23 protein-coding genes are annotated in these 26,095 nt (G+C 55.9%); 4 read left to right on the forward strand and 19 right to left on the reverse strand.

From position 1 onward, the window contains the following. Position 1 precedes the first annotated feature (1 nt). Positions 2 to 955 carry an MFS transporter gene (locus C2U53_RS28870; RefSeq protein WP_371415052.1) on the reverse strand — a complete coding sequence of 318 codons (954 nt, stop codon included), beginning with the start codon at positions 953 to 955 and terminating at the stop codon, positions 2 to 4. After that, positions 940 to 1,134 (reverse strand): hypothetical protein, encoded by a 195-nt coding sequence (locus C2U53_RS30835; RefSeq protein ID WP_371415053.1) that lies wholly within the window; start codon positions 1,132 to 1,134, stop codon positions 940 to 942. The genes C2U53_RS28870 and C2U53_RS30835 overlap by 16 nt, the downstream gene beginning before the upstream one ends. Before the next feature lie 159 nt (positions 1,135 to 1,293). Between C2U53_RS30835 and C2U53_RS28875 the strand changes: the two genes are divergently transcribed. Together C2U53_RS28875 and C2U53_RS28880 are read left to right on the forward strand one after the other, a co-directional pair. Next, a complete protein-coding gene (locus C2U53_RS28875; protein ID WP_042999839.1) occupies positions 1,294 to 2,313 on the forward strand; it encodes a M4 family metallopeptidase in 1,020 nt (339 codons plus the stop codon). Beyond that, positions 2,314 to 2,664: a protealysin inhibitor emfourin gene (locus C2U53_RS28880; RefSeq protein ID WP_042999838.1), complete on the forward strand. Its 351-nt coding sequence runs from the start codon at positions 2,314 to 2,316 to the stop codon at positions 2,662 to 2,664. Here the strand turns inward: C2U53_RS28880 and C2U53_RS28885 are convergent. The 11 genes from C2U53_RS28885 to C2U53_RS28940 all read right to left on the reverse strand — a co-directional run bounded on the left by C2U53_RS28885 (position 2,661) and on the right by C2U53_RS28940 (position 19,314). Further along, complete coding sequence (locus C2U53_RS28885) at positions 2,661 to 2,882, reverse strand: zinc ribbon domain-containing protein (RefSeq protein WP_042999837.1); 222 nt, start codon at positions 2,880 to 2,882, stop codon at positions 2,661 to 2,663. The two genes, C2U53_RS28880 and C2U53_RS28885, sit on opposite strands and share 4 nt — an antisense overlap. A gap of 58 nt (positions 2,883 to 2,940) precedes the next feature. Next, on the reverse strand, positions 2,941 to 4,413 hold the full coding sequence (gene der, locus C2U53_RS28890) for a ribosome biogenesis GTPase Der (protein WP_042999836.1): 1,473 nt from the start codon (positions 4,411 to 4,413) through the stop codon (positions 2,941 to 2,943). A 118-nt stretch (positions 4,414 to 4,531) separates the two neighbouring features. Continuing rightward, positions 4,532 to 5,710, reverse strand: coding sequence for an outer membrane protein assembly factor BamB (gene bamB, locus C2U53_RS28895; RefSeq protein WP_042999835.1), 1,179 nt, complete (start codon positions 5,708 to 5,710; stop codon positions 4,532 to 4,534). 10 nt (positions 5,711 to 5,720) lie between these two features. Then, positions 5,721 to 6,341: a YfgM family protein gene (locus C2U53_RS28900; protein WP_042999834.1), complete on the reverse strand. Its 621-nt coding sequence runs from the start codon at positions 6,339 to 6,341 to the stop codon at positions 5,721 to 5,723. A gap of 13 nt (positions 6,342 to 6,354) precedes the next feature. Then, positions 6,355 to 7,629, reverse strand: coding sequence for a histidine--tRNA ligase (hisS, locus tag C2U53_RS28905; protein WP_042999833.1), 1,275 nt, complete (start codon positions 7,627 to 7,629; stop codon positions 6,355 to 6,357). A gap of 110 nt (positions 7,630 to 7,739) precedes the next feature. Then, on the reverse strand, positions 7,740 to 8,858 hold the full coding sequence (gene ispG / locus C2U53_RS28910; RefSeq protein ID WP_042999832.1) for a flavodoxin-dependent (E)-4-hydroxy-3-methylbut-2-enyl-diphosphate synthase: 1,119 nt from the start codon (positions 8,856 to 8,858) through the stop codon (positions 7,740 to 7,742). Positions 8,859 to 8,884: 26 nt separating this feature from the next. Then, a complete protein-coding gene (gene rodZ / locus C2U53_RS28915; protein WP_042999831.1) occupies positions 8,885 to 9,877 on the reverse strand; it encodes a cytoskeleton protein RodZ in 993 nt (330 codons plus the stop codon). 287 nt (positions 9,878 to 10,164) lie between these two features. After that, positions 10,165 to 11,331, reverse strand: coding sequence for a bifunctional tRNA (adenosine(37)-C2)-methyltransferase TrmG/ribosomal RNA large subunit methyltransferase RlmN (locus C2U53_RS28925; protein WP_104446833.1), 1,167 nt, complete (start codon positions 11,329 to 11,331; stop codon positions 10,165 to 10,167). Between the two features lie 159 nt (positions 11,332 to 11,490). Then, a complete protein-coding gene (ndk, locus tag C2U53_RS28930) occupies positions 11,491 to 11,922 on the reverse strand; it encodes a nucleoside-diphosphate kinase (protein WP_042999829.1) in 432 nt (143 codons plus the stop codon). A 135-nt stretch (positions 11,923 to 12,057) separates the two neighbouring features. Beyond that, positions 12,058 to 14,370, reverse strand: a complete 2,313-nt coding sequence (gene pbpC / locus C2U53_RS28935; protein ID WP_042999828.1) for a peptidoglycan glycosyltransferase PbpC — start codon at positions 14,368 to 14,370, stop codon at positions 12,058 to 12,060. Next, entirely contained in the window at positions 14,371 to 19,314 is a 4,944-nt protein-coding gene (locus C2U53_RS28940) for an alpha-2-macroglobulin (protein WP_104446834.1), read from the reverse strand. Between the two features lie 208 nt (positions 19,315 to 19,522). On the opposite strand from C2U53_RS28940, the gene sseA reads away from it, so the two are divergent. Together sseA and timP are read left to right on the forward strand one after the other, a co-directional pair. Then, positions 19,523 to 20,374, forward strand: coding sequence for a 3-mercaptopyruvate sulfurtransferase (gene sseA / locus C2U53_RS28945; protein ID WP_044264898.1), 852 nt, complete (start codon positions 19,523 to 19,525; stop codon positions 20,372 to 20,374). Positions 20,375 to 20,729: 355 nt separating this feature from the next. Then, positions 20,730 to 20,846, forward strand: coding sequence for a small toxic inner membrane protein TimP (gene timP / locus C2U53_RS30840; protein ID WP_369862412.1), 117 nt, complete (start codon positions 20,730 to 20,732; stop codon positions 20,844 to 20,846). A 36-nt stretch (positions 20,847 to 20,882) separates the two neighbouring features. On the opposite strand, the gene sseB is transcribed toward timP, so the two are convergent. The 6 genes from sseB to hscB all read right to left on the reverse strand — a co-directional run bounded on the left by sseB (position 20,883) and on the right by hscB (position 26,034). Continuing rightward, complete coding sequence (gene sseB / locus C2U53_RS28950; protein ID WP_054176541.1) at positions 20,883 to 21,659, reverse strand: enhanced serine sensitivity protein SseB; 777 nt, start codon at positions 21,657 to 21,659, stop codon at positions 20,883 to 20,885. Positions 21,660 to 21,766: 107 nt separating this feature from the next. Continuing rightward, positions 21,767 to 23,050, reverse strand: a complete 1,284-nt coding sequence (pepB, locus tag C2U53_RS28955; RefSeq protein WP_058586952.1) for an aminopeptidase PepB — start codon at positions 23,048 to 23,050, stop codon at positions 21,767 to 21,769. Positions 23,051 to 23,103: 53 nt separating this feature from the next. Then, on the reverse strand, positions 23,104 to 23,304 hold the full coding sequence (iscX, locus tag C2U53_RS28960; RefSeq protein WP_042999823.1) for a Fe-S cluster assembly protein IscX: 201 nt from the start codon (positions 23,302 to 23,304) through the stop codon (positions 23,104 to 23,106). An 11-nt stretch (positions 23,305 to 23,315) separates the two neighbouring features. Next, entirely contained in the window at positions 23,316 to 23,651 is a 336-nt protein-coding gene (fdx, locus tag C2U53_RS28965; RefSeq protein WP_042999822.1) for an ISC system 2Fe-2S type ferredoxin, read from the reverse strand. A 1-nt stretch (position 23,652) separates the two neighbouring features. Next, the gene (gene hscA, locus C2U53_RS28970; RefSeq protein WP_044253086.1) at positions 23,653 to 25,503 is read right to left on the reverse strand and encodes a Fe-S protein assembly chaperone HscA; all 1,851 of its coding nucleotides are present in this window, start codon (positions 25,501 to 25,503) and stop codon (positions 23,653 to 23,655) included. Positions 25,504 to 25,518: 15 nt separating this feature from the next. Then, entirely contained in the window at positions 25,519 to 26,034 is a 516-nt protein-coding gene (gene hscB / locus C2U53_RS28975; protein WP_042999820.1) for a co-chaperone HscB, read from the reverse strand. Between the last annotated feature and the right edge of the window lie 61 nt (positions 26,035 to 26,095).

Genomic DNA, 26,095 nt, shown 5'->3' on the forward strand with positions numbered 1-26,095 from the left:
GCTAGCGTTCGCCTTCAGGTGAAATGAACAGCAATCCCCCCGACAGCCCAGAAAAAAAAACCAGTGCCCCCGCCGCGCCAATCGCGCCATAAAGCTGACCAAATGCCACTGAGCCAACAATTTGCCCAACGGCCAGCATCAGGAAAGCCAGACTGACGCCCGCCGCTGGTGAAGGCTCCGCCAGCGCGGCGCCCCGCACCAACAGCACACCGGATAAAATGACATATCCCGCCCCGTTTAACGCCGCCACCGGAAACAGCCACCAGGCGAAACCGTGGCTTAGCGCCAGGGACACTAGCGAAACCGCCATAAACAGCAGCGAGCAACAGTAAACCCCGCGCATACCGATACGCTTTGCCGCACTTCCGGTAAATACAGCGGCAATTCCTGCACCACCGCTGACCAGCCACAGCATATGGGTGATGGCACTGTCCAGCCCGGTATGGCGCTGCAGCAATTCGGGGCCAAAACTCCACCATGCCGCGCTGGCGACACCGCTAACAAAGGCTATCACCAGCAGGCGAAACATCCCCGATTTCGCAAGGACAACGCGCCAGCGCGGCGGCGATCGGAGTTGTTCCGCACGTTCCCTTGGCAACGTACGCAGTACTGCAAACAGGCAAAATAGCGCCATGACTGCAAAGACGATGCATGCCAGGCGCCAGTTGCCCGACATAACCCGTAACACCAGAACCGACAGGATGATCCCCCCACTCGTTCCGGCGTTGATAAGGGTATTTACCTGGGTTTGCCGTTCCGCAGAGATTCGCTTACTCACCGCTGCGGCAAGGGACGGTGAGGCCAGCCCGGAGCTGAGCCCGGCGATAAAAAGACCTGTCGCCAGAATAAGGGGGGAATACGCCAACGCCAGGATAACTAATCCAATTGCTGCGGAGATCCCCGCCAGAACGGCCGGGAGTCGTGGACCAAAGCGATCCGTCAGAAAGGAGGCCAAAAAAAGGATAAACAGTAGGCAACATAGCTGCAGGCCGCAATTATCCCGGCAACTTCTGGCGTGAAGGGAATCGCCTGACGGATATCAGGCAGCATGATTCCCCATGAAAATCGCGCCATTCCGTAAGTCACAGCAATCAGTGAGAAACCCGTCATCCCCAGCGCGACATGTTTATTCATTGTTCCCCTCACCTTATGCGTCGTTAAAAACGTAAACCCTGATAGTCAGTTGCGCCACTTTCAGCAGCGCTGATTTGTCCGACTTTCCTGCAGGTTTGCTTCTATGATTTACACTTAACATGCTTACTTTTTCGGCATTGCCAGACTCAGGAGAGCCTTATGTCCCATGCTTACAGTGTGATCCCGCCCTATATCCTGCAACGCATTATTGAAAGCGGTTCGGCGATGCAGCAACAGTGCGCACGCCAGACGCTGACTCATGTACAAACCCTGATGGCGCACATGCCCGGAAAACCAGCGGCGCCGCATGTGAATCAACCCGGTCAACTTGAACGTGATATCTACGATGCGAAAAACAGGCAGGAATTACCCGGCACGCAGGTGCGCTATGAAGGCCATCCCTCAAACGGGGATGTTGCAGTGGACGAAGCCTATGATTACCTCGGTGTCACGCATGACTTTTTCTGGAAAAACTGGCGTCGCGACTCGCTGGATAACAAAGGCTTAATTCTCACCGGGACCGTGCATTACGGGCATGAATACCAGAATGCGTTCTGGAACGGTCAGCAGATGGTCTTTGGCGACGGCGATGGTGAGATATTTAATCGATTTACGATTGCCATTGATGTCGTGGCTCATGAGCTGGCACACGGGATCACCGAATCAGAAGCAGGGTTGATTTACTTTGAACAGGCCGGGGCGCTCAACGAATCGGTTTCCGATGTATTTGGTGCGTTGGTTAAACAGTATCATCTCAAACAAACCGCCGATCAGGCTGACTGGCTTATCGGGCAAGGATTGCTGGCGGACGGCATTAATGGAAAGGGATTGCGCTCCATGTCAGCACCGGGCACAGCCTATGACGACCCGTTGCTTGGGAAAGACCCACAACCTGCGCATATGCGGGACTTTATTAAGACACGCGAAGACAATGGCGGTGTTCATCTTAACTCTGGCATCCCGAACCGGGCGTTTTATCTGGCAGCCACCGCACTCGGCGGCTACGCATGGGAAAAAGCAGGTTATGCCTGGTATGATACGGTCTGCGATCGACAACTGGCACAGGATGCAGACTTCATTGATTTTGCCCGCTTAACCGTTTATCACGGCGACAAGCGCAGCGGCGCGGAAACGGCGAAGGCGATAGAAGCGGCCTGGAAAGCCACAGGAGTGATGTGAATGGAGATCCCAGAATTAACTGATGACGCCGTGGTAGAACTGGCCCGGGAAGGTGGCGTCGCGTTTATGCCCAAACTGGCACGGCAGCGCAAAATTGCGCTGTCGACCTTATCGACTGTTCAGCGTCAGCGCGTGGCCGACATTCTCCGGCAGAGCCTGACCGTCGGTATGCCTCCGGGACAGACGGGATCGCCGGGTCGCGGCGACCAGCGCTACTTTCGCATACAGATCATCTGGACACAGCATAATCAGGCAGGCGTTACCGACATCATCGTACTGGTACCGGAAAACGATGCGCCAGCCTCACTGGTCGATCTTTGGCAAAAGGGCGAAGCCTGTATCTGCGATTAATCCTGCGACAGCACAAACTCAACGCGTTTTTTCGAAATCAGTCCGTGACCGTTGTGACAGAAATAATCGACTGCGCCGCAGGCTTTTAAAACCTGGAGCGGCTGATGACAGTCCGGGCAACGCGCTTCTACGCTAAAGTCTGTCTGACAGGTTTCACAATGTGCGTTATCGCCATGACGATCGAGCGGATGCTGACAAACGGGACAAATGAGTTCCACACTTCCTCCTCATATTCCTGTTGATGGCGCCCTCCCCGCCGGGAGAGGGCGTAATGAATTATTTGCTTTTTTTGATGTGCTTAATCAGACGTTTACGCTTGCGCATCTGAGTCGGGGTCAGCGTATTGCGCTTGTTGGCATACGGGTTCTCGCCCTCTTTAAACTGAATACGGATCGGCGTCCCCATCACTTCCAGCGATTTACGGAAGTAGTTCATCAGGTAGCGCTTATAGGAATCCGGCAGGTCTTTGACCTGGTTACCGTGAATCACCACAATCGGCGGGTTATATCCCCCCGCATGAGCATATTTCAGTTTCACGCGACGACCACGGACCAGCGGTGGCTGATGATCTTCAACCGCCATCGTCATGATTCGGGTCAGCATCGCCGTGCTAACGCGACGGGTGGAGCTGTCATAGGCTTCGCGGACGGATTCAAACAGGTTGCCGACACCGCTGCCATGCAACGCAGAGATAAAATGCACACGCGCAAAATCGATAAAGCCCAGACGGAAGTCCAGCGTCTCTTTCACCTGCTCTTTCACTTCCTGCGTCAGGCCGTCCCACTTGTTCACTACGATGACAAGTGAGCGCCCACTATTGAGGATAAAGCCCAGCAGCGACAAATCCTGGTCAGAGATACCTTCGCGGGCATCAATCACCAGCAACACCACGTTAGCGTCCTCTATCGCCTGCAACGTCTTGATAACGGAGAATTTTTCTACCGCATCGGTGATTTTCCCGCGTTTACGTACCCCGGCGGTATCGATCAGCACGTATTCGCGCTCATCACGTTCCATCGGGATATAAATACTGTCACGCGTGGTGCCCGGCATATCATAAACGACCACGCGGTCTTCACCCAGAATACGGTTAGTCAGTGTGGACTTACCGACGTTCGGACGACCGACAATCGCCAGCTTAATCGGCAGATCCTGCGGATTGAAGTCATCTTCAGGCTCTTCTTCACCGTTCTCGTCAGCTTCAAACTGTGCCCAGTATTCGGCGTCTTCGTCCACCTCTTCCTGCGGCGCGGCATCGTCCATCCACGGCAGCAGAACGTGTTCCAGCAGACTGAGCACGCCACGACCATGAGACGCGGCGATCGGATGGATTTCACCCAGGCCCAGCGAGTAGAAATCAACGATAGCCTGATCCGGATCGAGTCCGTCCGTTTTGTTGGCGACCAGGAACGTCGGTTTTTCACGAGAGCGTAAATGCTGGGCGATCGCTTCATCGGCAGGCATCAGGCCAGCGCGCGCATCCACCATGAACAGCACCACATCCGCCTCTTCAATTGCCAGTAGCGACTGTTCCGCCATACGGGTTTCTACGCCATCTTCGGTGCCATCAATCCCGCCGGTATCGATGCAGATAAACTCACGGCCTTCAATCTCCGCACGACCGTACTTACGGTCACGAGTCAGACCCGGGAAATCCGCCACTAGCGCATCTCGGGTGCGAGTTAGACGGTTAAATAACGTGGATTTTCCGACGTTAGGGCGCCCGACAAGCGCGACCACAGGTACCATGTTTAAAGCCTCATTTTAAAAATCATCAGACAACAGACGCGATTTTTGCGCCGTTGTTAAAAACAGGAAAACGGCCCCTGCACCAGGAGCCGTTTTTTAAAGCGTACGACCAGGACGATTAACGTGTAATGGAATACACGGTACCGTCTTTGGCCTGGATCAGCAGCTTGCCATCGGCTGAGACCGGTTCAGTCAGGAAGCCGGAGCTGTCTACTTTCTGCTGAGCCACAAAACGGCCATCTTCGACGTTAAGCCAGTGCAGATACCCTTCGCTGTCACCCACCACCAGGTTGCCATTATACAACGCCGGGGAAGTCAGCAGACGGTGCAGCAGATCGCTTTGCGTCCACAGCGTAACGCCGCCATCGGTCGTCAACGCCAGTACGCGGTCATTCTGATCCACCAGATAGATACGGTTGCCGTCGACGATAAAGTCATTCACCGAGCCCAGTTCACGTTTCCACATGATCTGGCCACTGCGCAGATCCAGCGCGGTCAGGTTACCATTATAAGCCAGGGCGTAAACGACGCCATTGACGATGACCGGAGTGGTGTCCACATCGCTCAGACGGTCAATCTCTGTAGAACCGGTCGCCTGAGAAATACGCTGCTGCCAAATCATCTGGCCTTGCTGCATCAGTACGGCGCTCACGCGGCCGTTATCGCCACCGACAATGGCCGCACCAAAGGCGGTTGCCGGCGCAGATTCGCCACGCAGTGACAGCGAAGGCATATCCAGGTTCACGGTCCACTTAATGGCGCCATCGGCTTCGTTCAGTGCCTGCAACTGACCGTTGCTGGTATGAATCAGCACCATGCCGTCACTGACTACCGGACGGGAAAGCGCTTCGCCCGCCACTTTGGTTTGCCATGCAACCGTACCGTCCGCTGCGTTCAGCGCATAAACCTGCGCTTTTTCGCTACCAATATAGACGTGACCGCCAGCAACCGTTACGCCGCCAGACAACTGCGCTGACGAACGCGAGAACCAGCCATCTTTCTCACCCAGGTTCACCGACCAGACTTCTTTGCCGTCATCAGCATTTAACGCTTTCACCACGCCAGCGCGATCGGCTGCGTAGACCACGTTATCGGCATACGCCGGGTGGAGGTTGGAATAGAAATCGCCGATACCATTGCCTACAGACGTGCTCCAGGCCGTAGACGGGGTAAACTGATTTTCAACCACCGGTAATGGGGACATTTTAACAACGTCTTCTTCGCCACTAAACAGTGAACAGCCGCTCAACAGGGTAACGGAAAGCAGCCCTGGCAGAAGTAATTTACGCAATTGCATCGGGTCCCTCTCAGATGGACAAATTATTGATTTTCATCTGCATCATTTCGCTCAGTGCCGGGGAGGCGTTACTTTTCACGCCCGCTTCCCACGCACTACGCGCACCTTGTTTATCACCTTTGCTCAGCAGCGCTTCGCCGCGCAGATCGGCAACAATCGCCGCCCATCCTTCACCCTTCACACTCTCCAGGGTTTTCAGCGCCGTATCCGCCTGCTTGAGTTGAATCTGAACGCGAGCAAGACGCAGCGTGATCACTGCGTTAAGATTCTCATCACTCGTGGCGGCCAGTCCCTGCTGAAGCTGGGCTGCGGCCTTCTCAAGTTGATTCTGATCGACAAACTGCTGCGCCAGTTCCATCGACGCTAACGCGCCGTAGGTGTTCTTATTGTCGGCAGCAAATTTCTCTGCGGCTGACAGGTCTTCCGCTTTACCCGCGCTGAGCGAACTCACCACGGTTTGATATGACAGAGAAGCAGAGCGTGCGGACTCAATCTGATGATTGTTCCAGTAGCGCCAGCCTACCAGCGCACCAACACCTAAAATAACCCCAACAGCCAGGGCTTTGCCGTTCTCGGCAAAGAAGCGTTTAATCGCCTCAACCTGATCGTTTTCGTTCTCGTAAATTTCCACGCAGTCCTTCTCCTTAAGCCATTAACGTGCGCAAATGCGTTGCAACGCTATCCTGTGCAACTTCAGTTTGCTCACCGGAGCGCAAATCCTTCACTACAACAGTACCGGCAGCCACTTCGGACTCGCCAAGCACCAGTGCAACGCGGGCACCCCATTTATCAGCTCGGGCAAACTGTTTCTTAAAGTTGCCGCCGCCGTGGTTTGTCATTAGCTTCACGCCCGGGATTTCATCACGCACGCGCTCAGCCAGTGTCATTGCCGCAGACTGCGTATCCGCACCTGAAGCGACCAGGTATATATCGACAACAGAATCGGCTTTAAATTCCGGATTAACTGCCTGAACCAGTAAAACAAGGCGTTCCAGGCCCATTGCAAAGCCCACTCCCGGCGTCGCGCGACCGCCGAGTTGCTCAACCAGTCCGTCATAACGACCGCCCGCACAGACGGTGCCCTGTGAGCCCAGGCTGCTGGTGACCCACTCAAACACGGTGCGGTTGTAGTAGTCGAGGCCACGAACCAGACGCTGGTTGACAGTGTAGGCAATCCCTGCGGCTTCCAGCAGTTTGCACAGGCCAGCAAAGTGTTCGCGGGAATCGTCATCCAGATAGTCGCCAAGCTGAGGAGCATCGTTGAGCAGCGCCTGTACGTCCGGATTTTTTGAATCCAGCACGCGCAGCGGGTTGGAGTACATGCGACGTTTGCAGTCTTCGTCCAGTTTCTCAACATGCTGCTCCAGGAATGCCACCAGCGCATCGCGGTAGTTTGCACGCGCGTCCAGCGATCCGATGGAGTTCAGCTCAAGATTGACATGTTCAGCGATACCCAGCGCACGCCACCAGCGCGCGGTAAGCATAATCAGTTCGGCATCAATATCCGGCCCTTGCAGACCAAAGGCTTCGACACCCAACTGATGAAACTGACGATAGCGCCCTTTCTGCGGACGTTCGTGGCGGAACATCGGCCCGATGTACCACAGGCGCTGTTCCTGATTGTACAGGAGACCATGCTCGATGCCGGCGCGTACACAGCCCGCCGTGCCTTCCGGACGCAGCGTCAGGCTATCGCCATTGCGGTCCTCAAAGGTGTACATCTCTTTTTCAACCACGTCGGTCACTTCGCCGATCGCGCGTTTGAATAACGGGGTCTGCTCTACAATCGGCAAGCGGATTTCACTGTAACCGTAGCTGCCGAGCACGTTTTTGAGTGTGCCTTCAATGCGCTGCCAGATGGCGGTCTCGCCAGGCAGATAATCGTTCATGCCGCGAATGGCTTGAATGTTTTTTGCCACGTTTATTCTCTTTCTGAATATAAAAATGAACCCTCAGCGCTTCCCCGAGCGATACGGGAGCCATGCGGGTTCAATCATACACGGGAAGCACGCCGCTTCCCATCACGTTATTATTTTTCAACCTGCTGCACGTTAATCCGCTGCGCTTCGTCGAGCATCGTCGCTTTGGCGCGGATACGGGCTTCAAGCTGGTCAATCATATCGCTGTTATCCAGGCGATCTTTTCGCACGCCGTCTTCATAGAGGCCGCTTTTTTTGTTACCGCCCGTCACGCCCAGCGTCGAAACCAGTGCTTCACCCGGTCCGTTAACGACACAGCCAATGATGGAAACGTCCATCGGCGTAATGATGTCTTCCAGACGCTGCTCCAGGGCGTTGACCGTACCGATCACGTCAAACTCCTGACGCGAGCAGGTCGGACAGGCGATGAAGTTTATCCCGCGAGCACGAATGCGCAGAGACTTCAGGATATCGAAGCCAACCTTAATCTCTTCCACCGGATCGGCAGCCAGCGAAACGCGCAGCGTATCGCCAATCCCTTCGGACAGCAGCAGACCAAGACCGATTGCCGATTTCACCGCACCACTGCGCGCACCACCGGCTTCGGTGATCCCTAAATGCAGTGGTTGATCGATTTGCTTCGCCAGCAGGCGATAGGATTCAACGGCGAGGAAAACATCAGACGCTTTTACGCTGACCTTGAACTGATCAAAGTTCAGACGATCGAGATGATCCACATGGCGCATTGCCGATTCCAGCAAGGCCTGCGGCGTGGGTTCGCCGTACTTTTCCTGTAGATCTTTTTCCAGCGATCCGGCGTTAACACCGATACGAATCGGGATATTCTTGTCGCGCGCGCAATCCACCACCATGCGGATACGCTCTTCATTGCCGATGTTGCCTGGATTAATACGCAGGCAGTCAACGCCGTATTCCGCCACTTTGAGCGCAATACGGTAGTCGAAGTGAATGTCGGCGACCAGCGGAACAGAAACCTGTTGCTTGATCAGTTTGAAGGCTTCTGCGGCATCCATCGTGGGTACGGAGACTCGAACAATGTCAGCGCCAACGCGTTCCAGCGCTTTGATCTGATTAACCGTCGCTTCCACGTCCGTGGTCCGCGTGTTGGTCATCGACTGGACGGCGATGGGAGCCCCATCGCCAATCGGCACATTCCCAACGTAAATTCGCGTTGATTTTCTACGTTGAATTGGAGCCTGGTTATGCATGAAAAATCTCCCGCGTTACCCGTCTATTACTGCGCCGATGATTGTTCGGCATTTAGGGTCAGACGCGCAACCTGGTTAGTTCTGATAAAACGGCTCAGATCGACAGGTTTTCCTTGATACTGGATCTGCACCGCAGCCGGCGCGCCAATTTTAAGCTTGTAAGGTGCCTGACCGGTCAGGTTTAAATTACCATCTTTACGCTGCATTCCGCTGAACAGCTTTTTACCTGTCGCATCGCTGACTTCCAGCCAGCAATCGGCGGTAAAGTTCATCACCAGCGCGTTTGGATCCGCAGCGGCTTCCACACCCGCCTGATTGGTCGGCAACGGTGCCGCGCCATCCGGCGTTGCCGGTGTCGCAGGAGAGGTTGTAGCGGTATCAACGTTGGCCTGAGAAGGCGCGACTACGGCGTTCTGCTGCGGGTCAACCGCAGGTGCCGTCGTCGGCGCAGGCGTTTGCACCGTCTCCGCCGGACCGGTTGCCGCTGGCGTGTTGTCCTGAGTTGCCGTCGCGCTGGTGTCCAGCGGCACGCTTTGTGTGTTTTCGCTGTTGGCGTTCAGCTCAGCAGAGGATTGATCGGCCATCGTGGAGATCTCTTCCTGCTGCGCTTTGTGGTTTTGCCACCACCATGCGCCCGTCAGGCCGACCACCACAAACAGCACCAGCCAGGTAAACGTCATCAACCAGCCATCACGCTTTCTACGACGCTTGCCTAATGAGAAGCTCTGCATCGGTGCCACTTTCGCCGCACGAACCGGAGCCTGTTTCTCCAGAGCCGGTAACAGTTCTTCTTCAGGAATATGGACCAGGCGTGCATAAGAGCGAATGTATCCGCGCAGGAACGTTGAAGCCAGGTCGGCAGGCGCCTTATCGTCTTCAATGTCGCGTACGGTGGATACCTTCAGGCAAAGTCGCTCAGCGACAGCCTGCTGGCTGAGTCCGAGTTGTTCACGGGCATTACGTAGGCGAACGCCGGTGGATTGTGCTTCATGTTGGTCGTGAGTGGCTTCAGTATTCATTCGCTACAGCTGCTGGTGAAAATTAGGGTTCAGGCGCCGGTGAGTCACAATGCCCACCCACACCGCGAAAATCGGTTCAGTCAACCTGAGTCAAACAGTATAAACCTCTCTGCTGACTCTTAACAAAAACAGCTTAAGCCTGAGGGCTAAACTATTGTCGCGCCGTACATACTGCCTTAAAGTCGACAAAAACGCACCGTTATTATTGACCGGACAAGTACAACCCTGGCCCTCATGCAAATTACATTGCGCCACAGCACAAAAATCCGGCTTTGGCGCAATGTGCATCAGACGGTTTTAACGTCGATAGCCTCACCCTGCATACGCTTACGTAGTGTACGTTTAGTCCGGTCGATCACATCCCCCGCCAGTTGTCCGCAGGCAGCGTCAATATCATCACCGCGTGTTTTACGCACAATGGTGGTAAAGCCGTAGCTCATCAGCACCTTAGAGAAACGGTCAATACGGCTATTAGAACTACGTCCATAAGGCGCCCCCGGGAACGGGTTCCATGGGATCAGGTTAATTTTACAAGGCGTGTCTTTCAGCAACTCTGCCAGTTGATGCGCATGCTCTGTGCCATCGTTAACGTGATCCAGCATGACGTATTCAATAGTGACGCGTCCCTGGTTGGCATTGGATTTCTCCAGATAGCGGCGAACCGCGCCCAGGAAGGTTTCGATATTGTACTTTTTGTTGATTGGTACAATTTCGTCACGAATGTCGTCATTCGGCGCGTGCAGCGAAATCGCCAGCGCGACGTCAATCATGTCACCTAATTTGTCGAGCGCAGGCACGACGCCGGAAGTCGACAGCGTGACGCGACGCTTGGACAGACCGAAGCCGAAATCATCAAGCATGATTTCCATGGCTGGCACAACGTTAGTCAGGTTGATCAGCGGTTCCCCCATCCCCATCATCACCACGTTGGTGATTGGACGCTGACCGGTGATTTTCGCCGCGCCAACAATTTTCGCCGCACGCCAGACCTGACCAATAATTTCAGAAACGCGCAGGTTACGGTTAAAACCCTGCTGTGCGGTTGAACAGAATTTACATTCCAGCGCACAACCCACCTGCGAAGAGACGCACAGCGTGGCGCGATCATCTTCCGGGATATACACCGTTTCGACGCGCTGATCGCCCACGGCAATTGCCCATTTGATGGTGCCATCGGAGGAGCGCTGTTCTTCAACCACTTCCGGTGCGCGGATTTCCGCCACCTCTTTGAGCTTGTTGCGCAGCACTTTGTTGATGTCAGTCATCTCATCAAAGTTGTCGCTGCAATAGTGGTACATCCATTTCATCACCTGGTCAGCGCGAAACGGCTTCTCACCCATCTCTTTAAAGAATTCGCGCATCTGCTGACGGTTCAGATCCAGCAGGTTGATTTTGCCATTTTTCGCAGGAACCGCAGGGGTGATGATTTCGGAAGTGTTAACTAATTCAGACATAATTTTTTCCGGCCTCGTTGTTACACGTTATGGCCCATGGGAGGTTGAAAAGAAACGCCCCGGTAAGCTGTGCTCATCCGGGGCGTTGCATTGTACAAAGTCTGGCGCAAGGATGCCACGTTTGCACGCGGCATTTACCGAAAATTATTCCCGAAGGGATCAGCGAGTGCGAGCGCACACTTCGCCTTCACCGAAGAAATAGGCGATTTCGCGCTGGGCGGATTCCACTGAATCCGAACCGTGAGTCCCGTTTTCAGTGAAGCTGTCGGCGTAGTCGGCACGCAGCGTACCCGCCAGGGCGTTAGCCGGGTTGGTTGCACCCAGCAGATCGCGGTGACGCTGTACCGCGTTTTCGCCTTCCAGCACGGACACCACGATAGGACCAGAGGTCATGAACTCGACCAGACCGTCAAAGAACGGTTTGCCATCATGCTCAGCATAGAAACCGCGCGCCTGTTCAACGGTCAGGTGCAGCATTTTGGTACCGACGATTTTGAACCCTGCTGCTTCAAAGCGCGCAAAGATATTACCAATAACGTTTTTTGCCACCGCGTTTGGCTTGATGATGGAAAAAGTACGTTCAATAGCCATGATTACCTCTGAAAGATGTTCTGTTGTGTTTTACCTGGCGCGGATTATAAAGAGCATCCCGGCTATTGCATATGGATGAAGGTAACATTTTTTTAAAATAAGATGAGCATTAGCAACAAAAAGTGTCAACCTGGTCTACTGCAACGTAAACCTCACCGTCGCAACCTGCCCGCTCTCATCCATCGCCAGTAGCTGATAGTCACCTTTTTCGCGCAGACGTAACGTGACACCGCGCCCACGTTCTTGTAGCGGTTCGCCATTAAGGAACCACCAGCGCTCTCCTGTGCCGCCGCTGCTCTGAAGCGTTACGCTCGCCTCTGTGGCCCCCGGTAAACGTCTGACGATTGCGCCATCACGCACGCCAGACAGCAACAGTGGTAATGCGGGATCCTGCCCGTGCGGCGGACACACCGTTGAGGATAACGGCAAGCGCGCACGGCGACGCTCAGCGGCGGGCAACCACGGTTCAAGCGGCAACGGCCAGACAATCAGCATTTGTTCTTGCGCCTGCGGACAATCAGCGGCAACGCGTCGGCCTGCCTTATCCAGCCAGATCGGGAAACGAATACCGCTCACCCCTTCCTGCTCCGGCAGCAACAGCGTGGGCGGCTGCACGTCTTCCAGCAGCCAGGTGGCCAGACGACGCCGACAATTGCTGTCACCAGGGGGAAGAGACTGCCCGCCAGGCCAGCACACAACGCTACGGGTGACCGACTGCGGGCGCGGATCTTCCGGCAGCGAGGCGCCACGGGCTAAGAGCAGGTTGTTTACCTGATTGAGCAGCGGGATTGCACTGGCATAACCGAACTGTCCGGCAACGGGCGTACCGTCCGGTCTGCCCGTCCAGATACCGATGACATAGCGAGCATTGAGGCCAATCGCCCACGCATCGCGATAACCATAGCTGGTGCCCGTTTTCCACGCCAGCGGGGCCACCCGGGGAAGCGCGCTATCCGGCAGCGGCTGCGCTTCATCGGCCAAAATACGCCGGATGATCCACGCCGCACCGGGCGACATCAGTCTGCGTTCGACAAGGGGATCGCCCGGCTGCAAACGCAGTTTTCCCGCTTTGCCGTGGCGAGCAAAAGCGCTGTACGCCGCGACCATATCCTCAAGCCGCGCGCCTGCGCCCCCCAAGATAAGCGACAAATTAGGAGTCGCGCCCGCAGGCAAGTACAGCAGCAGTCCACTATTGCGTAATTGTGCGGCAAAACGCTTCGGACCGTAGGCCTCAAGCACCTGTACCGCAGGTAAATTCAGCGAGCGCACCAGCGCTTCGCTCATACTGACAGGGCCATGAAAACCGCTGTCAAAATTACCTGGACGATAATCCCCACTACGGCGCGGTACATCCTGCAATAAAGACGCCGGGTGGATTAATCCATCATCCAGCGCCAGCCCATAGACAAAAGGCTTAAGCACGGAACCGGGCGATCGAATCGCCTTGACCATATCCACATGACCGAAACGCGTGGCATCATTCAGATCGACCGAACCGACCCAGCCACGCACGCTCATGTCAGTGTGATCGACGACGATCATCGCCAGCGAACTTCGCGCTGGCAGCCTGCCCTTCCAGTTTTGTGCCAGCTCTTCCAGCTGTCGTTGCAGCCCGGCATCCAGGGTGGTGACAATTTTGTCGCCTTGATTTTTACCCAACATCATCCGCGAGAACAGCGGTGCCAGTTGCGGCATCTGGCGAGGCGTCAGCCAGACCGGCTCTTCACGTGATTCCTCCACCTGGTGCGGCGACCAAATCCCCTGCATTGCCATCCGCTCAAGCACTTTGTTGCGCGCAGCTTCTGCCCGATCCGGCCAGCGATCAGGGCGCAGTCGACTCGGCGCCTGTGGTAATACCGCCAGTAACGCGGCTTCAGAGTAATTGAGCTGTGACGGAGGTTTTCCGAGATAGGCCCAACTGGCCGCGCCAATTCCCTGCAACGTGCCGCCAAACGGCGCACGATTGAGGTACAGCGTCAGGATGTCGCGTTTTGAGAGATGCCATTCGAGCTGCAGAGCGCGCCAGAGCTGGCGAAACTTACCGCCAAAAGTGCGGGGATGTGGATCGAGTAATCGCGCTACCTGCATGGTCAGCGTACTGCCGCCAGAAATCACCCGTCCGGAGGAGAGATCCTGCCAGGCGGCACGAAGAATGGAGAGAGGGTTTACCCCCGGATGTTTCCAGAACCAGCGGTCTTCGTAATTAATGAGCGCCTCAAGATAACGCGGAGAGACCTCTTCAGGCGTTACCGGATAGCGCCAGATGCCGTCCGCGTCGGCAAACCGCCACAGTGGCGTTCCGTCATGGGCCACGACCACCCGCGCCGGATTGACCTCACGTAAAGGCAGCGGCCAGATTTTATCTGCCACCCAGACGGCGCAAACGAGTAAAACAGACGCGGCGGTCAGCCAAAGCCAACCGCCGCGTTTGCCGGTTAATCGCCCCATTTACGGCTTAACAATCAGAATGTCCCCGGCTACACCGGTCGCCCGCCATTGTGGAACATACATCGATTCTACCATGGGCATCGGCACCTGATAGGTTCCCGGCGTCACCGCTCGCGCCAGATAGACCAGCGTCACCGGCTGTCCACTATTCACTGCCACGGCGGCAACAAAGCGGTCATCCCGAAACTCAACGTGCTGAATATCTGCCTGCTGCATTTGATTGAGCAGGTTTTGCACCTCGCTGCCGCTGTCCTGCAAGCTGGCGCTACCGTTTGCCAGATTCTGGTTTTCCAGTTCCAGTCCGGCTGGCAGCAGATCCACCACCAACGCATCCGGTACATCCTGACTGGCTTTCACTTCCAGCCAGACCAGAACAAGTTCACCACTACGCAGGGAATCCAGCGATTTGCTCTGCCCGTCACTGCCCAGAATATGACGCTCAATCTGCAGCACATTGCTGGCAGGTGCCGGAGCCGATTGTGGATAGCCGCTTACGTCCAGGCGCAACCACATCGGTTGAGCACCGTTATTCGTCACCTGCAACGCCGCAAGTTGATCGGCATCCAGATTACGGGTTTGCGCTTTATCGCCCGTCAGCGGTTGCTCCGCAAGAGAAGTCTGCGCCTGCCAGGTACCGGGTAGATCCTGCAGCGAACGGGCTGCCAGGAACAGCGCATTATTCTCCTGCGTTGACAGCCAGCGCTGACTAAACGCTTGTTCAGAGAGCGTGTTCAGCAGCGAGTTCTGGACGTCCGGCTTAAGGTTATTCTCTTCCAGCAACGCCAGCATCAGGGCGTTATCGCGAAGCGGACTACCATAATCAGCCAGCCACTGACGTTCATCGTGACGCGGGGTGGAGAGCGCCAGCGCAACCGCATCGTCACTCCGTTTCGCGTCCCCCATCGTTTTCAACGCTATACCTAATTGCAGCAGCGGTAAGCCGGATGCCGCCTGACTGCGCCGTTCCCAGATCTCGCGCAGCGCGCCAAGTGGGGCTTTTTGCTGCCGCGCAAGGACCAGCGCGGCATAAGCCTGCACGGCAAATTTGCTTGCCTGCGTATCGCTGGAGTAGCGAATCGACATCATTCCCGGATCCTGCAGGTATCGCAGCAGGCGCGCATTGCCCAGATTGATCCTCGCCGCTGGAACGCTATAGCCCTGCTCACCCGCCCGAACCAGGAAATCCATCGCATAGGCAGTCAGCCAGTACTCTTCCGGACCATTTTTGTCCCACAGCGCGAAACCACCGTTATCACGCTGCATTTGTAACAGGCGGGCAATCCCGGTTTCGATTGCCGCACGACGCTTCTCGTCGGTATCACCCGCGATGCCCAGCGCTTGTAGCTGCGCGGCATTGGTATAAAGCGACGGGAACAGGCCACTGGTGGTTTGTTCCAGACAGCCGTATGGATACGCCTTCAGTTCGCGAATATAGCGCGCCAGATTTAACGGCGGTTTACCACTGAACAACAGTTGGCCCTGTACCGTCACCGGCGAGAAGTTCATCACCTCTTCTTCAGGAAGGGTCCAGCTTTCCCCCGGTTGCAGCATCACGCCGTTATTGACCGTTTGCGCCGGGAATGCCGGACGTACGCCAATCTTCCACTGCTTTTGCTGCGGTCCGATGTCTTCTCCCGGCACGTTCAATCCACTTAACGTCGCCTGCAGCTCACCATCACCAAATCCTTCTTTTGCACGAACAGGAACAAACAAGGTCGTGCGCACGCCCGGCTCCAGATTGACCTGCGCTGGCTGGTCGCTGACCAGTTCGATCAGTCCGCTGGCGGCCAGCGTCACGTTCAGTGACTGTGGTCGATCGGTAAGGTTGGTCACGTCCAGCACCAGTCGCGAGGTATCGCCACCGGCCATAAAGCGCGGCATATTCAGCTCAGCAATGACCGGGGCGGCGACAATAGTTTTGCTTTCATTGCTGCCAAAGTCATCCGCCGTCCACGCCTGCGCCATCACGCGCAGTTCGCCGTTAAAATCGCCAATCGGTAGCGTCACACTGCCTTCACCCTGCTCATTGAGCGTGACCGGTTGCGCCTGCTGCGCCACGATATTTACATGGTTGACCGGCGGTTTACCGCCGCGCTTCAGTTCATCGCCATCACCGCCAAAGCGCAGTGCGGCCAGACGCCCCTGGCCCTCAATCACCTGACCATAAATGTCATAAATATCCGCGCCGTAGCGTTTTTGTCCAAAGAAGGCCTGCCACGGATCCGGCGTAACGTAATCGGTAATGTTCAACACGCCGCTATCCACTGCCGACACCAGGACGTTAACCTGTTTTGGCGTCTCGCCGTTTTTACTGCTGGCCTTGATCTTCACGGTCAGCGGCTGGTTCGGACGCATTTTAGCCGGACTTTCCAGCGCCAGCTCCAGACGTCGGTTTTCGTCTCCCAGCGGTAAATGCAGCAAGCCTACGGCACGTTTCGGCGTTGCAGAACGAGATTTATCTCCCGGACGCACCACCAGCGTGCTCAGGTAGAGATCGTGGCGATTCCACGATTTATCGACCGGAATGGAGAGATCCAGCCCCTGCGCCGGGACATCAATTTCCTGCCACCACAGCGGACCTTCACTGGATTCTACCATCGCATAGCCTTTCCCCGCCGCCGGTGCTGCAATATGCAGCTTTATGGTGTCGCCCGGACGATAGGCCGGTTTGTCCAGCTTCAATGTCACGCGATCCGGCCGAGCCGCCCCGCTGCCATCACTGTTATCCTGCCAACTGTAACCTGCCCAAAAACGGACGCTACTGATCGCATCGTTTGGCGCTTTCACTTCCAGTCGGTAGGCCCCCCATTCGACCGGGAATGTCACTTTGCCGGTTTCATCGGCTTTCAGATCCAGCGTCTGCTCACCTTCCACCAGATCTTTTTGATCAAAGCGCGACTGCCAGCCTTCGCTTTCCAGCCAGTCCCAGTAGTAGTCGCGACGCTCACGAATCAAACGCACCTGTAACCCGGAGACCGCTTTCTTCTCTCCCTGGGCATCGACATAGACAATGTCAAAAGCGGCGTTGCTGTCTTCATCGACAATCGGCTGATTCACTGTGGTATCGGTGCGGTAGTCATACACCGCTTTCACCGCAAATTGCGGGCGGATACCCGGTAATGTGTCGGCCGGCCAGATAGCCTGCTCAGCGCGACGCGTTACCGGACGACCACCGGACTCCAGCAGGCTGGCCTGCAATATCACCTGCAACGGTGAGTGGGTCTCACGCCACTCGCTATTGGTGCTGATGTCACCACGCCCGGTTTCATCCAGCGTCAGTTGGACTTCATCGAGACTGCGCGACAGGTTCTCCTCGGCAATATTGCCAAACTGGAAGCCGGGCAGTGACGGCACGGCATCACGCAGTGGGCGCAGGTACAGCTGCCCTTGCAGCGCATTGCCATTCGCCGGGGCGCCGTAGAGGTAGTAGCCCGCCACCGAGAACGTCACCTTATCAGACGGCGACAAAGGCGTTTCCTGACTGGTGAGATTTAACGCCATTCGCTCCGGCATGAAATCTTCAACGTGGAAATCCCACATCTGGCTTTGGTTATCGCCCGTGTTGGCGCGAATGTGCCACATTCCGGTTGGCGCACCGCTGTCCAGCGGATAAGTAAAGTGATACAACCCGTTATCCGGTTGACTGACGACAGTACGAATCACCTGGCCGTCCGGTTTAACGACCTCCAGTTTCACTGGCTGATCGGGCAGCGTCTTGCCGTCGCTGTCACGCAGCAGACCGTTGAGGATCACCGTCTCGCCAGGACGGTAGAGATCGCGCGGGCCAAACATAAAGAACTGTTTGCTGTAGCCGGGATCCCCCGCGATGTCGAACTCTGCTAAATCCAGCGCCGGGAGTTTCAGATCCAGCAGCGTGGTTTGCCCCTCTTTACGCGCCAGCAACAGCGCGGCATTCTGGTGATTTTCAAGCTGTACATGGCCTTTCGCATCGCTGGTCGCTTTCGCCAGGGTCTGTCCTTTTTCATCCAGCAAAGCGACATCTACCCCCTGCTGCGCGGCACCATTCTCCAGACTTTGCGTAAACACATCGAGCCGGTTCTGATAGCGATGTGCCGATACGCCGACGTCGCTGAGCGTGAACAACGTTGCGGCGTTGCTGTACTCGTACTGCCCGGCTTTGGTCATCACCGCGACGTAGACACCCGCCTGCTGCAACGGCTTAATCTCGCTCAGCGGCAGAAGAAGTTTTTCGCGGGTGTTACGCGCAGGATTGAGATCAAAGCGACCGGTATAGACCAAATCCGCCATTTTCAGCAGATTGTCGGACTCCCAGTTGGACATCGAATTCCGGTACTCCCACTGACTGACAAAGGCCGCCAGCGATTCAGGTTTCACGCGGAAAAAGTTAACGTCTACGTTGTTCACGTTGAGCGCCATCACGGGCAGCCCTTCCACCACTTTCCCCGGCAGCAGTGAACCACGGCTGGCAAAACCCACGCTGGGTTGAATATCACGCGTGGTGAGGCTTTTCTCATAGTTGATTTCGAAGGTCGCGTTGTTCAGCGCCCTGAGATCGCGCTCAATGGTCACCAGCAGGTCACGATTCGGTTCCAGGTGGCGTAAACGCAGCTCTTTCAGATTCGGCGACAGTTCCCATGCGCCATCGACTTTGCCGCTTTTTTTATCCACCACGTGGACGAGACGGGCAAAATCCTGTTCAGGATCTAACGGGATGGAAAAGGTCAACACCAGCGTCGATGCGCCGTCCAGCTGCACCTCTGAGACATCCAGCAGCGTCAGCGCTTTGCCCTCGCTTTGTCGGGCCAGTTTCTGCAACTGCGCGGTATCTTTTTCTGCTTTCTTTTCCGCCGCGGGTTGTGCGGCGGGAGCGTCGTTTTTTGCCGCTATCGGAGCTTTATCGTTGTTGTCGCACCCAGCCAGCGCCAGCATGAGCATGCAGGCGACTACGCGTATGTGTTTCATTTTTCATCCCTGGCCAGTATGGCCCGTTAGCAACGTAGAATCGTTATTATGCGTGAGATTTCACTTTGTGTAAGTCTCTTTCCCCTCCCATCTTGTCTGAATTTAATTAAGAAATGTGGGATCACCGGACAAATCAGCCTCTTTTACTTGTCCCCTGTCGGCAAAGGCCTGACAATTTACCGGACACCTGATAAACATGGAGATCCCCATGACTACCGCCTTTTTTGTCGCCGCCGACTGGCTTGCCGAGCATATTGACGATCCGCAGATTCAAATTATCGACGCCCGCATGGCGCCGCCAGGACAGGAAGACCGCGACGTTGCGCAAGAGTATCGCTCGGGACATATCCCGGGTGCGGTGTTTTTCGATATCGAAGCGCTCTCCGACCACACTTCACCTCTGCCGCATATGATGCCACGCCCGGAAAGCTTCGCCGTGGCGATGCGTGAACTGGGGGTACATCAGGATAAACATCTGATCGTGTATGACGAGGGTAGTCTGTTCTCCGCCCCGCGCGCGTGGTGGATGCTGCGCACCTTTGGCGTGGAGAACGTGTCCATTCTGGGTGGTGGTCTGGCGGGCTGGCAACGTGATGAGTTGCCGCTACAGGAAGGTAACGTCGAACTCCCGGAAGGTGAGTTTGATGCAGCGTTTACCTCTGAAGCCGTCGTGCGCGTCACCGACGTCCTGCTCGCCAGCCATGAGAAAAGCGCACAGATTGTCGATGCCCGCCCGGCAGCACGTTTTAATGCTGAAGTCGACGAGCCGCGTCCAGGTCTCAGACGCGGTCATATACCCGGCGCCTTAAACGTGCCGTGGACAGAACTGGTTCAGGAAGGCGAATTGAAAACAACCGACGAACTGGATGCCATCTTCTTTCGCCACGGCGTCAGTTTTGATCGTCCGATTATCGCCAGTTGTGGTTCTGGCGTGACGGCAGCCGTCGTCGTGCTGGCGCTTGCGACGCTGGACGTGCCAGACGTCACGTTGTACGACGGCGCGTGGAGTGAATGGGGATCGCGTACCGATTTACCGGTAGAACCGGCTGACGCTAAATAAATTCTGATGTCTTAGTCAGCTTCGCCCACAAAAAAACCGCTCAAACATTTGAGCGGTTTTTTTGTGCTGGTCCGGTTCGCGGCCTTTCCAGCTGGCTGTGTTGCCATAGCAACGCAGGCATGCCGTAGTGGGGTAATACTCTCTTTTAAGGAAAATAATGTCAAGTTAGTTAGCCAGGAAACTATTAGGAAGTTGATGTATCATTCTTCCCGGCCCTTTTCGCCGCCTCGCAAGCGGGCACTGGCTTCAGAAAAGGATGTCCCATGGCCGTTAGCGCAGGCATGTCGTAGTGCTTGCTGTCAAGGCATTATCGCCAGTGGTGCTGTCGTGAAGCGGTCTTTGCATGGACCGCACAATGACGATACGGTACGTCTGTATCGTGCTTCTTGTTTCTGGTGTGTTGTGCCTTCACGCAGACCAGAGTTACCCCAGTAATTCTGTTCTCGTAAAGACCAGCGACCAGGGCAGGTAAACGAGGATGCCGCCTTTCGGGGCGGCTTTCCTTCACTTAAATAATACGGTTCTGTTTGAAATCACGCAGGAACCCGCCCCAGCGGCGTTCGTAGAACGGCGCGATGTGTTCGGTGATAAAGTGGCTGATCCCTTTCTCCCCTTTTTTCACCTGACAGATATCGATCGGTTCATCGCCCGGTAGCGTATCAGTTGCCACACTGCCCGCAGCCTGAATAATCTCCTCAATATCGCCATCGGCCTCAATACCAATCAGCAGATTAGCCTCAGCGTCCGCGCGCTCTTTAATTGAGCAGAGAAACGCACGCTTCACCGGCTTGATGGTCTTAAACAGCGTCGTGAGCGAATCGATCATCTGTGCTGGCGGTTCGGCAACTTCGGAGAGAATCAGCGATTCCCCACCTTCCAGCACTTCCTGCGTGCTCAGTGGATTGCCCTCTTCCCCCATCAGCAGGCTGATTTCGCGAGGCATAAACTCTTTACCCGTCGGCAATTTGGCGTTGAGGAACAGCGTTTCGCCGAGCGTCATTTCAAACAGCGTCCGTACTGGCATCACCACAAACGCCTGCTCATCTTCGACGGCCTGCTGCAACGCTGCCAGCGAGGTGAAAAAAGGGATAACGGTGGTGCCATCTTCTTTTTCCCAGTGCTGAAGATCGAGCGCGCTGTCTTCGACAATCGCTTCGCCGTCTGCCGCAGTACCAGGTACCCAGACAGTGGATTCCAACAGGGTGCGGAAAAATGCCGGACGGTGTGCGGGTTCAGTCGCCGCCTGCTCCAGCAGGGTTTCTAATTCATTTTTTGTTTCGGACATAGAGATCACAAATTATCTATGGGTTGCAGGCCTGATAAGACGCACTGCGTCGCTACCAGGCAAAATGCCGGGTGGCGCTTCGCTTACCCGGCCTACAAAAACACCTTTCAGGCAGTCAGTAGATTTGCAATAGTGCGCACACCCAGACCGGTCGCGCCGGCAGACCACTGCTCAACCGGCGCTTTGCGGTAGGTCGCCGAGCAGTCGATATGCAGCCAACCCTGCTGGTAGTTTTCCACAAAGTGCGACAGGAATCCTGCGGCTGTGCTCGCCCCTGCCGGATACGCCGCGCTGCCGGTATTGTTCAACTCGGCAAAATTAGACGGCAACTGGTTGCGGTGGAATTCCGCCAGCGGCAGACGCCAGAACGCCTCGTTTTCTTCGGCTGCGCTTGCCAGCAGGCGGTTCGCCAGTTGGTCATCGAAGCTGAACAGCGCGTGGTAGTCGTTACCCAGCGCGGTTTTCGCGGCTCCGGTCAGCGTCGCAGCATCAATGATCAGCTCTGGCTTCTGCGCGCTGGCGTCAATCAGGCCATCCGCCAGCACCAGACGCCCTTCCGCGTCGGTATTCATCACTTCGACGTTTTTACCGTTGCGATAGTGGATGATATCGCCCAGCTTGAACGCGTTACCGCTGATCAGGTTATCCGCACAGCACAGGTACAGCTTCACGCGTTTGTTCAGACCGCGCGTGATCGCAAACGCCAGCGCGCCGGTTACCGTTGCGGCACCGCCCATGTCGGACTTCATGGAGTCCATAAAGGCACTCTGCTTGATGCTGTAACCGCCGGAATCAAAGGTGATCCCTTTCCCGACCAGGCAAGCAAAAACCGGGGCTTCTTTATCTCCTGTCGGGTTGTAGTCGAGCGCCAGCAGGACCGGAGGACGTTCAGAGCCGCGCCCCACAGTATGCAGCCCCATATAGTTCTGCTCACGCAGATCTTCGCCTTTGGTAATACGGTAAGAGACGTGATCGCACGCCACGCTGCACAGCAGGTCAACGGCACGCTGCGCCAGTTGCTCTGGCCCCAGCTCTTCCGCCGGTGCGTTAATGGTGTCACGCACCCAGTCAATAATGGTCAGACGGTTATCCAGCTCCTGACGCTGTACGTCGTCCAGCTCTGGCCATTCTACTTTTCGGCTGCCTTTCGGCGCTTTGTAGCCCTGCCAGAATGACCAGCAGCGGTCTGCATTCCAGCCCTCGCCTGCCAGTTGCACATGCTTGATGCCAAGGCCGTCGATTTTACGTGCCGCGCGCTGAATAAGACCCAGGTCATCTTTCCCATTAAGGTGCAGGGCAATACCATCGTTATTGATACTGTATGTGGCTTTTTCACCCCAGCGTGCGTCAGCAGGTTGTGTGGAAAGCGTAATTTTCATGGCTTCTGTCATGTTATTTATCCTTATTAGCAAACGGGCCGCCTCATGGCAGCCCGTTATGTGACTTACTCTGCTTCATCTAACCAGACTAGCAGAATCGCCTCCAGAATTTTTTCATTGGATGCGTCAGGGTCGTCATCAAATTCCTCAAGATCGCAGATCCACTGATGAAGATCGGTGAAACGAACGGTCTTTGGATCGAGATCGGGGAACGCATCGTACAGCGCTTCACCGATTTCGCGGCTATCGGTCCACTTCAGTCCCATACTACCCTCTGTTAATGCTCACGAGCATGATTGATTGTGTAACGTGGGATTTCGACTACCAAATCATCCCCGGTTACGCGAGCCTGACAGCTTAAACGGCTCTCCGGCTCCAGTCCCCAGGCTTTATCCAGCATGTCGTCTTCTTCTTCCGTGCTTTCCGGCAGGGAGTCAAAACCTTCACGCACAATGCAGTGGCAGGTCGTACAGGCACAGGATTTTTCGCAGGCGTGCTCAATCTCGATACCGTTGCGCAGCGCAACGTCAAGAATGGTTTCACCGGTCTTAGCTTCCAGAACTGCGCCATCCGGACAGAGATCCTGATGAGGCAAAATAACAATCTTTGGCATATTAAACCTCGTCCACGGAATGGCCTTTCAGCGCGCTACGGACCGACTGATCCATACGGCGAGCGGCAAATTCCTGGGTTTGTTTGTCTACGTTTTTAATGGCTTGTTCGATAGCGTCAACATCATCGCCCAGCGCCACTTCGCTCAGGTGCGCGGCGGCATCGTCGATCAATTGACGTTCTGCGGCGCTTAGCAGCGCGGCATCAGCGGTCAGCGCGCCGGTTAAACTCTCCAGCACGCGCGCCGCTTCGACTTTCTGCTCTGCCAGCATACGGGCTTTTACGTCCTGCTCGGCAAAGCTCATCGAATCCTGAATCATTGAGGCAATTTCGCTGTCGGTCAGACCGTAGGACGGTTTCACCTGAATAGAAGCCTCAACGCCGGTGGATTTTTCCATCGCAGTGACGCTCAGCAGACCGTCAGCATCCACCTGGAAGGTCACGCGAATATGCGCGCCGCCTGCCGGGAGCGCTGGAATACCACGCAGGGCAAAGCGCGCCAGCGAACGGCAGTCCTGCACCAGTTCACGTTCACCCTGCATGACGTGGATAGACATCGCGGTCTGGCCGTCTTTGAAGGTAGTAAAGTCCTGCGCGCGCGCCACCGGAATCGTAGTGTTACGCGGAATCACCTTCTCCACCAGGCCGCCCATCGTTTCCAGTCCCAGCGACAGCGGGATCACGTCGAGCAGCAGCATTTCACTGTCCGGTTTATTACCAACCAGAATATCCGCCTGGATTGCCGCGCCAATCGCCACCACTTTATCCGGGTCGATTGACGTCAGCGGCGGGCGACCGAAGAATTCGCCCACACGTTCACGCACCAGCGGTACGCGCGTGGAACCGCCAACCATCACCACTTCCAGCACCTCTTGCGCCTCAACGCCGGCATCTTTCAGGGCACGACGACAGGCCAGCAGCGTACGCTTAACCAGCGCGGAAATGAGTTCATTAAACTGTTCGCGGGTAATCTCGCCCTGCCAGCCCGCCACGTTAATCGTGACTGACTCGGTATCGCTGAGCGCGATTTTCGCCGCGATGGCGGCATCCAGCAGTTCGCGCTGCACGCGGTTATCGCTGCGATCGGCAATTCCCGCCTGTTCACGGATGTAATCCGCCAGCAGGTGGTCGAAGTCATCGCCGCCAAGCGCGGAATCCCCGCCTGTCGCCAACACTTCGAACACCCCGCGACTCAGGCGCAGAATAGAAATATCAAACGTTCCGCCACCGAGGTCATACACTGCAATGACGCCCTCTTTGCCGGAATCCAGACCGTAGGCAATCGCCGCAGCGGTCGGTTCATTGAGCAGGCGCAGCACATGGAGGCCCGCCAGGCGTGCGGCATCTTTGGTCCCCTGACGCTGTGCATCGTCAAAGTACGCCGGTACGGTAATCACCACGCCATCCAAATCGCCGGAAAGCGACTCAGAGGCTCTCGCCGCCAACGCTTTCAGGATATCGGCTGAAACACGGACCGGATTTAGCAAACCCGCCGCCGTTTCAATCATCGGCAAGCCATTTTCACTTGCCTGGAAACGGTATGGCAGATGCGGGTAGCGAGTCTGAATATCCGCCAGTGAACGTCCCATCATGCGTTTCACTGAACTGATAGTATTGGCAGTATCCAGCGCGGCATTAGCGCGCGCATCATAGCCGACCGTGTGGCCCTGCGGCTGATAGTGAACGACGGACGGCAGCAGATGACGACCGTCGTGATCGGCCAGCGTTTCCGCCTGACCGCTACGCACGGTTGCGACCAGAGAGTTGGTGGTCCCGAGATCGATACCCGCAGCCAGACGACGCTGGTGTGGCGCTGCGCTCAGACCAGGCTCACTAATTTGTAATAAGGCCATAATTGCTTCCGAAGTTTAAAAATCGAGCAGTTTTTCTTCGAGTTGTTCTGCACTGCTTCGCAGTTTATCGAGAAAACGCAGTTTACGCACGGTATCGGCCGCGGCGTCCCACGTCTCGCTATCCAGTTGTTCCACCATCAACTGATGGCGGCTATCAAACATCTTTTTCACGCGCTGAATAAACTGTTCCAGCCGCGCCTCGTCTTTCGTCTGTTCGATCTCATCGAGTTCTTCACGCAGTTCCAGTTGTTCCATCAGGAACGCGGTATCGCGCACCGTGTGCTGCTCGTTGCTGAGATCAAAACCGTGTAGCGACAGCAGATATTCTGCGCGCATCAGGGGATGGCGCAGCGTTTGCCAGGCCTGGTTGATAGTGGCGGATTGCTGGACGGCAGCAAGCTGTTCCGCCTGGGTACCGCTGGCAAATTTATCAGGGTGATACTGGCGTTGCAGATCCTGAAAACGAAGGCTCAGCGCCTGAATATCGAGCGGATAACGGGCCGGTAAGCCAAAGAGGGTGAAGTAGTCCATAACATTCTCAGGGGTAGCCTGTTAGAACAAACCCCACACGTAGCAAGGCCACGGCGGGGTT

Source organism: Citrobacter sp. CFNIH10 (assembly GCF_002934585.1).
GTDB classification, from domain to species: domain Bacteria; phylum Pseudomonadota; class Gammaproteobacteria; order Enterobacterales; family Enterobacteriaceae; genus Citrobacter_A; species Citrobacter_A amalonaticus.